At 72.2% G+C, this 11957-nt stretch carries 10 protein-coding genes; all 10 read left to right on the plus strand.

Annotation, left to right across the window (positions count from 1 at the left end):
• The first annotated feature begins 22 nt into the window (after positions 1-22).
• Positions 23-1309 carry a dihydroorotase gene (locus M1O15_RS26715; protein ID WP_248636747.1) on the plus strand — a complete coding sequence of 429 codons (1287 nt, stop codon included), beginning with the start codon at positions 23-25 and terminating at the stop codon, positions 1307-1309.
• Positions 1306-1908: a PH-like domain-containing protein gene (locus M1O15_RS26720; protein ID WP_248636748.1), complete on the plus strand. Its 603-nt coding sequence runs from the start codon at positions 1306-1308 to the stop codon at positions 1906-1908. The genes M1O15_RS26715 and M1O15_RS26720 overlap by 4 nt, the downstream gene beginning before the upstream one ends.
• Positions 1905-3065 (plus strand): glutamine-hydrolyzing carbamoyl-phosphate synthase small subunit, encoded by a 1161-nt coding sequence (gene carA / locus M1O15_RS26725; protein ID WP_248636749.1) that lies wholly within the window; start codon positions 1905-1907, stop codon positions 3063-3065. The genes M1O15_RS26720 and carA overlap by 4 nt, the downstream gene beginning before the upstream one ends.
• Positions 3058-6366 (plus strand): carbamoyl-phosphate synthase large subunit, encoded by a 3309-nt coding sequence (carB, locus tag M1O15_RS26730; protein WP_248636750.1) that lies wholly within the window; start codon positions 3058-3060, stop codon positions 6364-6366. The genes carA and carB overlap by 8 nt, the downstream gene beginning before the upstream one ends.
• Before the next feature lie 88 nt (positions 6367-6454).
• The gene (locus M1O15_RS26735; protein WP_248636751.1) at positions 6455-7558 is read left to right on the plus strand and encodes a quinone-dependent dihydroorotate dehydrogenase; all 1104 of its coding nucleotides are present in this window, start codon (positions 6455-6457) and stop codon (positions 7556-7558) included.
• A complete protein-coding gene (pyrF, locus tag M1O15_RS26740; protein WP_248636752.1) occupies positions 7555-8427 on the plus strand; it encodes an orotidine-5'-phosphate decarboxylase in 873 nt (290 codons plus the stop codon). Before M1O15_RS26735 ends, pyrF begins: the two co-directional genes overlap by 4 nt.
• 410 nt (positions 8428-8837) lie before the next feature.
• A complete protein-coding gene (locus M1O15_RS26745) occupies positions 8838-9161 on the plus strand; it encodes an integration host factor (RefSeq protein ID WP_105868359.1) in 324 nt (107 codons plus the stop codon).
• 163 nt (positions 9162-9324) lie between these two features.
• Complete coding sequence (gene gmk, locus M1O15_RS26750) at positions 9325-9945, plus strand: guanylate kinase (RefSeq protein WP_248636753.1); 621 nt, start codon at positions 9325-9327, stop codon at positions 9943-9945.
• 40 nt (positions 9946-9985) lie between these two features.
• Positions 9986-10258, plus strand: a complete 273-nt coding sequence (rpoZ, locus tag M1O15_RS26755; protein ID WP_005319902.1) for a DNA-directed RNA polymerase subunit omega — start codon at positions 9986-9988, stop codon at positions 10256-10258.
• Positions 10259-10356: 98 nt separating this feature from the next.
• Positions 10357-11565, plus strand: a complete 1209-nt coding sequence (gene coaBC / locus M1O15_RS26760; protein WP_248636754.1) for a bifunctional phosphopantothenoylcysteine decarboxylase/phosphopantothenate--cysteine ligase CoaBC — start codon at positions 10357-10359, stop codon at positions 11563-11565.
• The last annotated feature ends 392 nt before the right edge of the window (positions 11566-11957 follow it).

The following is an 11957-nucleotide window of genomic DNA, read 5'->3' on the forward strand; positions in this document are numbered from 1 at the left end:
CGTACCGAGGAGAGCACGAACGATGAGCAAGACCCTGATCCGCGGTGCGCAGGTGCTCGGCGGCGACGTCCAGGACGTGCTGGTCGACGGCGAGACCATCGCCGCGACCGGCACCGGCCTGCCCGCCGGCGACGCCACCGTCATCGAGGCCGAGGGGCGGATCCTGCTGCCCGGCCTGGTCGACCTGCACACCCATCTGCGCGAGCCCGGCCGCGAGGACTCCGAGACCGTCCTCACCGGCACCCGGGCCGCCGCCACCGGCGGCTTCACCTCGGTGTTCGCCATGGCCAACACCTTCCCCGTCGCCGACACCGCCGGTGTGGTCGAGCAGGTCTACCGGCTCGGCCGCGAGCACGGCTACTGCGACGTCCAGCCCATCGGCGCCGTCACCGTCGGCCTGGAGGGCCGCAAGCTCGCCGAGCTGGGCGCCATGCACGACTCGGCCGCCGGGGTCACCGTCTTCTCCGACGACGGCAAGTGCGTGGACGACGCGGTGATCATGCGGCGCGCCCTGGAGTACGTGAAGGCCTTCGGCGGCGTCGTCGCCCAGCACGCCCAGGAGCCCCGGCTCACCGAGGGCGCCCAGATGAACGAGGGCACCGTCTCCGCCGAGCTGGGCCTCGGCGGCTGGCCCGCCGTCGCCGAGGAGTCGATCATCGCCCGGGACGTGCTGCTCGCCGAGCACGTCGGCTCCCGGCTGCACATCTGCCACCTCTCCACCGCCGGCTCGGTCGACATCGTCCGCTGGGCCAAGTCCCGCGGCATCGACGTCACCGCCGAGGTCACCCCGCACCACCTGCTCCTCACCGACGAGCTGGTGCGCAGCTACAACCCGGTCTACAAGGTCAACCCGCCGCTGCGCACCGAGCGCGACGTCCTCGCCCTGCGCCAGGCGCTGGCCGACGGCACCATCGACATCGTGGCCACCGACCACGCCCCGCACCCGCACGAGGACAAGGACTGCGAATGGGCCGCCGCCGCCATGGGCATGGTCGGCCTGGAGACCGCGCTCTCCGTCGTCCAGCAGACCATGGTGGAGACCGGCCTCCTCGACTGGGCCGGCGTCGCCGACCGGATGTCCTTCGCCCCGGCCCGCATCGGCCGCGCCACCGGCCACGGACGCCCCGTCTCGGCTGGTGAGCCCGCCAACCTCACCCTGGTCGATCCGGCATACCGTGGAACCGTGGACCCCGCGGGCTTCGCCTCCCGCAGCCGCAACACCCCCTACGAGGGCCGCGAGCTGCCGGGGCGCGTCACCCACACCTTCCTGCGGGGCCGGGCGACGCTCATGGACGGGAAGCTGGCGTGACACCTGCACTGATCGACAACACCCCCGCACTGGCCGCGTTGGCCGCCGAGCAGAAGTCGGCGGAGGTCACCGACTGGGCCGCCCGGCTCGGCTGGGTCGCCGGGCTGGTGCTCTTCGTCGCCCTGGTCTACTGGCTGATGCGGCAGGGCTGGACATGGCGCGGCAGCCTCCAGTCGGACCTGCCCGAGCTGCCCGAGGCACCGGACGCGCCCGGCGCGCCCCGGCTCACGATGAGCGGCCGCTACCACGGCTCCACCACCGCCGGGCAGTGGCTGGACCGGATCGTCGCCCATGGACTGGGTACCCGCAGCCGGGTGGAGCTGACCCTCACCGACGCCGGGCTCACCGCCGTACGCCCCGGGGCCCAGGACTTCTTCGTCCCCGCCGGGCAGCTGCGCGGCGCGCGCCTGGACAAGGGGATCGCCGGCAAGGTGCTCGCCGAGGGCGGCCTGCTGGTCGTCACCTGGGAGCACGGCGGCCGGCTGCTGGACTCCGGCTTCCGCTCCGACACCGCCGCCGAGCACACCGCCTGGGTCGAGGCCATCGGCCCCGTCGACATGAACGAGATCACCGCTACCAAGGAAGGCGCCGCACGATGACGACCGCCCTCACCCGGGGGGCCGCCAAGGCCCCCGCCGTACTCGTCCTGGAGGACGGCCGCACCTTCCGCGGCCGCGCCTACGGGGCCGTGGGGGAGACCTTCGGCGAGGCCGTGTTCTCCACCGGGATGACCGGCTACCAGGAGACGCTGACCGACCCCTCGTACCACCGGCAGGTCGTCGTCATGACCGCCCCGCACGTCGGCAACACCGGGGTCAACGACGAGGACCCCGAGTCGAAGCGCATCTGGGTCTCCGGCTATGTGGTGCGCGACCCCGCCCGGACCACCTCCTCCTGGCGCTCCCGCCGCACCCTGGACGAGGAGCTGGCCGCCCAGGGCGTCGTCGGCATCTCCGGGGTGGACACCCGCGCGCTCACCCGCCATCTGCGCGAGCGCGGCGCCATGCGGGTCGGCATCTTCTCCGGCGAGGCGCTGGCCGACGAGGCCGCCCTGCTCGCCCGGGTGCAGGACGCCCCGCAGATGAAGGGCGCCGACCTGGCCGCCGAGGTCGCCACCAAGGAGCCCTACGTCGTCCCCGCGATCGGTGCGAAGAAGTTCACCGTCGCCGCCGTGGACCTGGGCATCAAGGGCATGACCCCGCACCGGATGGCCGAGCGCGGCATCGAGGTGCACGTGCTGCCCGCCACCGCCACCGCCGAGGACGTCTACGCGGTCGACCCGGACGGGGTGTTCTTCTCCAACGGCCCCGGCGACCCGGCCACCGCCGACGGACCGGTCTCCGTGATGCGGGCCGTGCTGGAGCGCTCCACCCCGCTGTTCGGCATCTGCTTCGGCAACCAGATCCTCGGCCGCGCGCTGGGCTTCGGCACCTACAAGCTGAAGTACGGCCACCGGGGCATCAACCAGCCGGTGCAGGACCGCACCACCGGCAAGGTCGAGGTCACCGCGCACAACCACGGCTTCGCCGTGGACGCGCCCCTGGACGCCGTCTCCGACACCCCCTACGGCCGCGCCGAGGTCTCCCACGTCTGCCTGAACGACGACGTGGTGGAGGGCCTGCGGCTGCTGGACCGGCCCGCCTTCAGCGTCCAGTACCACCCCGAGGCGGCGGCCGGCCCGCACGACGCCGCGTACCTGTTCGACCGGTTCGTTTCAATGATGCAGACCGCCCTGATGGAGGCCGAGCGTGCCTAAGCGCACCGATATCCAGTCCGTCCTGGTCATCGGCTCCGGCCCGATCGTCATCGGCCAGGCCGCGGAGTTCGACTACTCCGGCACCCAGGCCTGCCGCGTCCTCAAGGCCGAGGGCCTGCGGGTCATCCTGGTCAACTCCAACCCGGCCACGATCATGACCGACCCGGAGATCGCCGACGCCACCTACGTCGAGCCGATCACCCCCGAGTTCGTCGAGAAGATCATCGCCAAGGAGCGCCCGGACGCCCTGCTGCCCACCCTGGGCGGCCAGACCGCGCTCAACACCGCGATCTCCATGCACGAGCAGGGCGTCCTGGAGAAGTACGGCGTCGAGCTGATCGGCGCCAATGTGGAGGCCATCCACAAGGGTGAGGACCGCGACCTCTTCAAGGGCGTCGTGGAGGCCGTACGGGAGAAGATCGGGCACGGCGAGTCCGCCCGCTCGGTGATCTGCCACTCCATGGACGACGTCCTCAAGGGCGTCGACACCCTCGGCGGCTACCCCGTCGTCGTCCGGCCCTCCTTCACCATGGGCGGCGCCGGCTCCGGCTTCGCCCACGACGAGGACGAGCTGCGCCGCATCGCCGGCCAGGGCCTCACGCTCTCCCCGACCACCGAGGTGCTCCTGGAGGAGTCCATCCTCGGCTGGAAGGAGTACGAGCTGGAGCTGATGCGGGACAAGAACGACAACGTCGTGGTCGTCTGCTCCATCGAGAACTTCGACCCGATGGGCGTGCACACCGGCGACTCCATCACCGTCGCCCCGGCGATGACCCTCACCGACCGCGAGTACCAGCGGCTGCGGGACATCGGCATCGCGATCATCCGCGAGGTCGGCGTGGACACCGGCGGCTGCAACATCCAGTTCGCGGTCGACCCGGAGGACGGCCGGATCATCGTCATCGAGATGAACCCCCGGGTCTCCCGCTCCTCCGCGCTCGCCTCCAAGGCCACCGGCTTCCCGATCGCCAAGATCGCCGCCCGGCTCGCCGTCGGCTACACGCTGGACGAGATCCCCAACGACATCACCGAGAAGACCCCGGCCTCCTTCGAGCCCACCCTCGACTACGTCGTGGTCAAGGCCCCGCGGTTCGCCTTCGAGAAGTTCCCGCAGGCCGACTCCACCCTCACCACCACCATGAAGTCGGTCGGCGAGGCCATGGCCATCGGCCGCAACTTCACCGAGGCCCTGCAGAAGGCGCTGCGCTCGCTGGAGAAGAAGGGCAGCCAGTTCGCCTTCACCGGCGACCCCGGCGACAAGGCCGAGCTGCTGCGCGAGGCGGTCCGCCCCACTGACGGCCGCATCAACACGGTCATGCAGGCCATCCGGGCGGGCGCCACCCCCGAGGAGGTCTTCGACGCTACGAAGATCGACCCCTGGTTCGTGGACCAGCTCTTCCTGATCAAGGAGATCGCCGACGAGCTGGCCGCCGCCGAGCGGCTCGACCCCGAACTGCTCGCCGAGGCCAAGCGGCACGGCTTCTCCGACGCCCAGATCGCCGACATCCGCGGGCTGCGCGAGGACGTGGTCCGCGAGGTCCGCCAGGCCCTCGGCGTCCGCCCGGTCTACAAGACGGTCGACACCTGCGCCGCCGAGTTCGCCGCCAAGACGCCGTACTTCTACTCCTCGTACGACGAGGAGAGCGAGGTCGCGCGGCGCGAGAAGCCCGCCGTGATCATCCTCGGCTCCGGGCCCAACCGCATCGGCCAGGGCATCGAGTTCGACTACTCCTGCGTCCACGCCTCCTTTGCGCTCAGCGAGGCCGGGTACGAGACCGTGATGGTCAACTGCAACCCGGAGACCGTCTCCACCGACTACGACACCTCCGACCGGCTCTACTTCGAGCCGCTCACCCTGGAGGACGTGCTGGAGGTCGTGCACGCCGAGGCGCAGGCCGGCCCCATCGCCGGGGTGGTCGTCCAGCTCGGCGGCCAGACCCCGCTGGGCCTCGCCCAGGCCCTCAAGGACAACGGCGTGCCCGTGGTCGGCACCTCCCCGGAGGCCATCCACGCCGCCGAGGACCGCGGCGCCTTCGGCCGGGTCCTCGCCGAGGCCGGACTGCCCGCCCCCAAGCACGGCACCGCCACCACCTTCGCCGGGGCCAAGGCCATCGCCGACGAGATCGGCTACCCGGTCCTGGTCCGCCCCTCCTATGTGCTCGGCGGCCGGGGCATGGAGATCGTCTACGACGAGACCCGGCTGGAGGCGTACATCGCCGAGTCCACCGAGATCAGCCACGACCGCCCGGTCCTGGTCGACCGCTTCCTCGACGACGCCATAGAGATCGACGTCGACGCGCTCTACGACGGCCACGAGCTCTACCTCGGCGGCGTCATGGAGCACATCGAGGAGGCCGGCATCCACTCCGGCGACTCCGCCTGCGCGCTGCCCCCGATCACCCTCGGCGGCTACGACATCAAGCGGCTGCGCGCCTCCACCGAGGCCATCGCCAAGGGCGTCGGCGTGCGCGGACTGATCAACATCCAGTTCGCCATGGCCGGCGACATCCTCTACGTGCTGGAGGCCAACCCCCGCGCCTCCCGGACCGTGCCCTTCACCTCCAAGGCCACCGCGGTGCCGCTCGCCAAGGCCGCCGCCCGCATCGGGCTCGGCGCCACCATCGCCGAGCTGCGCGAGGAGGGCCTGCTGCCGAAGAGCGGCGACGGCGGCACCCTGCCGCTGGACGCGCCGATCTCCGTCAAGGAGGCCGTGATGCCGTGGACCCGCTTCCGCGACATCTACGGCCGCGGCGTGGACACCATCCTCGGCCCGGAGATGCGCTCCACCGGCGAGGTCATGGGCATCGACGCCGTCTTCGGCACCGCCTACGCCAAGTCGCAGGCCGGCGCCTACGGGCCGCTGCCCACCAAGGGCCGCGCCTTCATCTCGGTCGCCAACCGCGACAAGCGCTCGATGGTCTTCCCGGCCCGCGAGCTGGTCGCCCACGGCTTCGAGCTGATGGCCACCTCCGGCACCGCCGAGGTGCTCAAGCGCAACGGCATCAACGCCACCGTGGTGCGCAAGCAGTCCGAGGGCCCCGGCCCCGACGGCGAGCGGACCATCGTCCAGCTCATCCACGACGGCGAGGTGGACCTCATCGTCAACACCCCGTACGGCACCGGCGGCCGGCTCGACGGCTACGACATCCGCACCGCCGCGGTCGCCCGCTCCGTGCCCTGCCTCACCACGGTCCAGGCGCTCGCCGCGGCCGTCCAGGGCATCGAGGCCCTGGGCCACGGCGGGGTCGGCGTCCGCTCCCTCCAGGAGCACGCCGAGCACCTGACCGCGGCCCGCGACTAGCGACCAGCCACCGAAGGGGGACACCGAAACGACCGGTGTCCCCCTTCGTATGACCAGCCCCTCCCGCCGTACGGACCTCCGAGGACCCATGTACTCGCTCTTCTTCCGCCTCTTCTTCACCCGGATGGACCCCGAGGCCGCCCACCACCTCGCCTTCCGCTGGATCCGCCTGGCCGCCCGGATCCCCGTCCTCCGTACCTTCATCGCCGCCGCCCTCGCGCCCCGCTACCAGGAACTGCGCACCGAGGCCCTGGGCCTGCGGATGCACGGCCCCTTCGGCCTCGCCGCCGGCTTCGACAAGAACGCCGTCGCCATCGACGGCATGGCCATGCTCGGCTTCGACCATGTCGAGATCGGCACCGTCACCGGCGAAGCCCAGCCCGGCAACCCCAAGAAGCGGCTCTTCCGCCTGGTCGCCGACCGCGCCCTGATCAACCGCATGGGCTTCAACAACGACGGCTCCGCCGCCGTCGCCGAGCGGCTGCGCACCCGTACCCCCGTCTTCAGGACGGTCGTCGGCGTCAACATCGGCAAGACCAAGGCCGTCCCCGAGGCCGAGGCCGCCGCGGACTATGTGAAGTCCACCGAGCGCCTGGCCCGGCACGCCGACTACCTAGTGGTCAACGTCTCCTCGCCCAACACCCCCGGCCTGCGCAACCTCCAGGCCACCGAGGCTCTGCGCCCGCTGCTCACCGCCGTCCGCGAGGCCGCCGACCGCACCGTCCCCGACCGCCGGGTCCCCCTGCTGGTCAAGATCGCCCCCGACCTCGCCGACGAGGACGTGGACGCCGTCGCCGACCTCGCCGCCGAACTCGGCCTGGACGGCATCATCGCCACCAACACCACCATCACCCGCGACGGCCTGAAGTCCCCGGCCTTCCTCACCAGCGAGACCGGCGGCCTCTCCGGCGCCCCCCTCAAGGACCGCTCCCTCGACGTGCTGCGCCGGCTCTACGCCCGGGTCGGCGACCGGCTCGTCCTCATCGGCGTCGGCGGCATCGAGAACGCCGAGGACGCCTGGCAGCGCATCCTGGCCGGCGCCACCCTGGTCCAGGGCTACAGCGCCTTCGTCTACGAGGGCCCCACCTACGCCCGCGCGATCCACAAGGGCCTCGCCGCGCGGCTCGCGGCCTCCCCGTACGCCACCCTCGCCGAGGCCGTCGGCGCCGACACCCGGAAGGCCACCGCATGAGCACCCCGGCTGCCCCCGCGCCCCTCGCCCCCTTCGGCACCCGGCTGCGCCAGGCCATGGACGCCCGCGGCCCGCTCTGCGTCGGCATCGACCCCCACGCCTCCCTACTGGAGGCCTGGGGCCTGAGCGACGACATCGCAGGCCTGACCTCCTTCACCCGCACCGTGGTGGACGCCCTCGCCGACCGGGTCGCCGTCTTCAAGCCGCAGAGCGCCTTCTTCGAGCGCTTCGGCTCCCGGGGCCTGGCCGTCCTGGAGCACGCCACCGCCGAACTGCGCGCCGCCGGGGCCCTGGTCGTGATGGACGCCAAGCGGGGCGACATCGGCTCCACCATGGCCGCCTACGCCGACACCTACCTCCGCCCCGGCGCTCCGCTCTTCTCCGACGCGCTCACCGTCTCCCCGTACCTCGGCTACGGCTCCCTGAAGCCGGCCGTCGAGCTGGCCCGTTCCAGCGGCTGCGGGCTCTTCGTGCTCGCCCTCACCTCCAACCCGGAGGGCGCCGAGGTCCAGCGCGCCACCGGTGCCGACGGCCGCACCCTGGGCGCCGCCATGCTCGCCCACCTCACCGAGGAGAACGCGGCCGAGCGCTCGGCCGGACAGCCGCTCGGCTCCTTCGGCGCGGTGGTCGGCGCCACCCTCGGCGACCTGTCCTCCTTCGACCTGGACACCGGCGGCCCCCTCCTCGCCCCCGGCATCGGGGCCCAGGGCGCCACCCCCGCCGACCTCCCGGCCGTCTTCGGCCCGGCGGTCCGCAACGTGGTGCCCAGCGTCAGCCGCGGGGTGCTGCGCCACGGCCCGGACGCGGCGGCACTGCGCACGGCGGCCGAGCGGTACGCGGACGAGGTCCGGGCGGCGGTCGGCGGCTGAGGCGGTACGGGGCGGGGGCGGCCGTCCGCGTGTCCGGGGCCGGTCGCCTGGGTCCCCGTATCCGCGTGCGGGCAGCACGGAGCCCCGCTCGCGGCGCGGCCGACCGCGCAGGGCGACCGTCCGCCTACCCCGGGCAGCCAGGGGTAGGCCTTCCCGACCCTCGCCGGGGAGCGCACGGCGGCGACCTGCGGCGGAATCCGGTCGAAAACCGGGTCTATATGTCGGCAATGTCGGGGTAGGCCGATCCTGACCAGGACTTTTCGTTCGTTCTCGCTGACTCTGGCGGCCCGGGCCGCTAGTCTCCGACGCAGAGACGGCGTGCACTGCGTTGCTCGTTGCTCGCCTGGTGAGGGCGACTAGGTTCCTCACCGGTCCGTATCCGACAGTTCGACATCCGAGGTGACGTAGGCGTGGCTCTTCCGCCCCTTACCCCTGAACAGCGCGCAGCCGCGCTCGAAAAGGCCGCCGCGGCTCGCCGGGAGCGGGCCGAGGTCAAGAATCGACTCAAGCACTCCGGCGCCTCCCTCCACGAGGTCATCAAGCAGGGCCAGGAGAACGAGGTCATCGGCAAGATGAAGGTCTCCGCCCTGCTGGAGTCCCTCCCCGGCGTGGGCAAGGTCCGCGCCAAGCAGATCATGGAGCGGCTGGGCATCTCCGAGAGCCGCCGGGTGCGCGGTCTCGGCTCCAACCAGATCGCTTCCCTGGAACGCGAGTTCGGCGGCGCCGGCGCCTGATCGCCGGGTGGCCGGCGGCCCCCGGGGGGATGCGCACCCTCCGGGGACCGGTTCCGGTCGCCTCCCGATCGCCCATGGTCGTTCCAGGGGCGCTCGCGGGGCGGGTTCCGGCCGGTTCGGACCTGCGGCCCGGGCACCCGGGTGAACCTGGAATAATCGCCCCATGGCTGCAACAACCCCGGGGGACACCCGCCCCCACGCTCCGCTGGGGGACGCCCCAGAGCACCCGGACGTACGTCCGCGGCTGACCGTGCTCTCCGGCCCCTCCGGGGTCGGCAAGAGCACGGTCGTCGCCCATATGCGCAAGGTGCACCCCGAGGTCTGGCTCTCGGTCTCCGCCACCACCCGGGGACCCCGGCCCGGTGAGCGCGACGGGGTCCAGTACCACTTCGTCGGCGACGACGAGTTCGACAAGCTGGTCGCCAACGGCGAACTGCTGGAGTGGGCCGAGTTCGCGGGCAACCGCTACGGCACCCCGCGCCGAGCCGTGCTGGAGCGGCTGGAGTCGGGCGAGCCGGTGCTGCTGGAGATCGACCTCCAGGGGGCCCGGCTGGTCCGCGAGTCGATGCCCGAGGCGCAGCTGGTCTTCCTCGCCCCGCCGAGCTGGGACGAGCTGGTCCGCCGGCTCACCGGCCGGGGCACCGAGTCGCCCGAGGTCATCGAGCGCCGGCTGGAGGCGGCCAAGATCGAACTGGCCGCGGAGGCCGAGTTCGACACCACCCTGGTCAACACCTCCGTCGAGGACGTGGCGCGTGAGCTGCTAGCCTTGATGGCAGTTGTCTGATCTTTTTCCTGATCTTCATCCCCTTTTCGGAAGGTAGAGCGTGTCCTCTTCCATCACCGCGCCCGAGGGCATCATCAACCCGCCGATCGACGAGCTGCTTGAGGCGACCGACTCGAAGTACAGCCTCGTGATCTACGCGGCCAAGCGCGCCCGGCAGATCAACGCGTACTACTCGCAGCTCGGTGAAGGCCTTCTGGAGTACGTCGGTCCGCTGGTGGACACCCACGTCCACGAGAAGCCGCTCTCGATCGCCCTCCGCGAGATCAACGCGGGCCTGCTGACCTCCGAGGCCATCGAGGGCCCCGCCCAGTAGGCGCAATCCCCAGCACCGCATTCCGCAGGCCCGGTGGACCCGTCCCCGGGCCTGTGGTGTGTGATGGCACCGTCAGCGACAGCAGCCGGGAGGCGCGAGTGGACAAGCCGAAGGTCGTCCTCGGGGTCAGCGGCGGCATCGCCGCCTACAAGGCGTGCGAACTGCTGCGCCGGCTGACCGAGTCCGGGCATGACACCACGGTGGTGCCGACCGCCTCCGCCCTGCACTTCGTGGGCGCCCCCACCTGGGCGGCGCTCTCCGGCCACCCGGTCTCCACCGAGGTCTGGTCGGACGTCCACGAGGTCCCGCACGTCCGCATCGGGCAGGGCGCCGACCTGGTCGTGGTCGCCCCGGCCACCGCCGACCTGCTGGCCAAGGCCGCCCACGGGCTCGCCGACGACCTGCTCACCAACACCCTGCTCACCGCCCGATGTCCGGTGGTCTTCGCGCCCGCCATGCACACCGAGATGTGGGAGCACCCCGCCACCCAGGAGAACGTGGCCACCCTGCGGCGCCGCGGCGCCGTGGTCGTCGAGCCCGCCGTGGGGCGGCTCACCGGCGCCGACTCCGGCAAGGGCCGGCTGCCCGACCCGGACGCGATCTTCGCCGTCTGCCGCCGGGTACTCGCCCGGGGACCCGTCGCCCCCGACCTGGCCGGCCGCCATGTGGTGGTCAGCGCGGGCGGGACGCGGGAGCCGCTGGACCCGGTCCGCTACCTGGGGAATCGTTCCTCCGGGAAGCAGGGGTACGCACTGGCCGCCACCGCGGCGGCCCGCGGGGCCCGGGTGACCCTGGTCGCCGCCAACAGCGCGCTGCCCGACCCGGCCGGGGTGGACCTGGTCCGCGTCGGCACCGCCGTCCAGCTGCGGGAGGCCGTGCTCAAGGCCGCCGCCGACGCCGACGCGGTGGTCATGGCCGCGGCGGTGGCCGACTTCCGGCCCGCCTCCTACGCCACCGGCAAGATCAAGAAGCGCGACGGCGAGGAGCCGCCGACCGTCGTCCTGGTCCGCAACCCCGACGTCCTCGCCGAGGTCTCCGCCGACCCGGCCCGGCCCGGCCAGGTGGTCGTGGGCTTCGCCGCCGAGACCGACGACGTGCTGGCCAACGGCCGCGCCAAGCTCCGCCGCAAGGGCTGCGACCTGCTCGTGGTCAACGAGGTGGGGGAGACCAGGACCTTCGGCTCCTCCGCCAACGAGGCCGTGGTCCTCGCCGCCGACGGCACCGAGACGCCCGTCCCGTACGGTCCCAAGGAGGACCTCGCCGACACCGTCTGGGACCTGGTCGCCGAGCGCCTCACCGGCGGGTAGGCGCCCGTGTTCCACCCACCGGGCATGCCACGCGGAGGCCCGCGAGTGCCCCGCGAAGGCCCGGCGCGTGTCGCCGAATAATTCCGGATGAACTTCCAGTGCCCCGCTCAGGGGTCGGAATCCGCAGGAAACCGGGCGTTTGGGAGCAGGAATGCGGCGGAATGGAGCCGGAGGTGATCCGTCCGCGTGACCAATCCGTCTCCCACGGTGCGAGACACCTGGTCCCATCGCCGGAAGTGCCCGATAAACTGTCCTCGGATCGACGAGGGGCCTGCAGCCCCCTGCCGGTCCGCAAACCATCGCCAGCAGCCGCTGCAAACACAGGGAGCGTTGTGTCCCGTCGCCTGTTCACCTCGGAGTCCGTGACCGAAGGTCACCCCGACAAGATCGCT

This window comes from Streptomyces lichenis, assembly GCF_023218175.1.
GTDB classification, from domain to species: domain Bacteria; phylum Actinomycetota; class Actinomycetes; order Streptomycetales; family Streptomycetaceae; genus Streptomyces; species Streptomyces lichenis.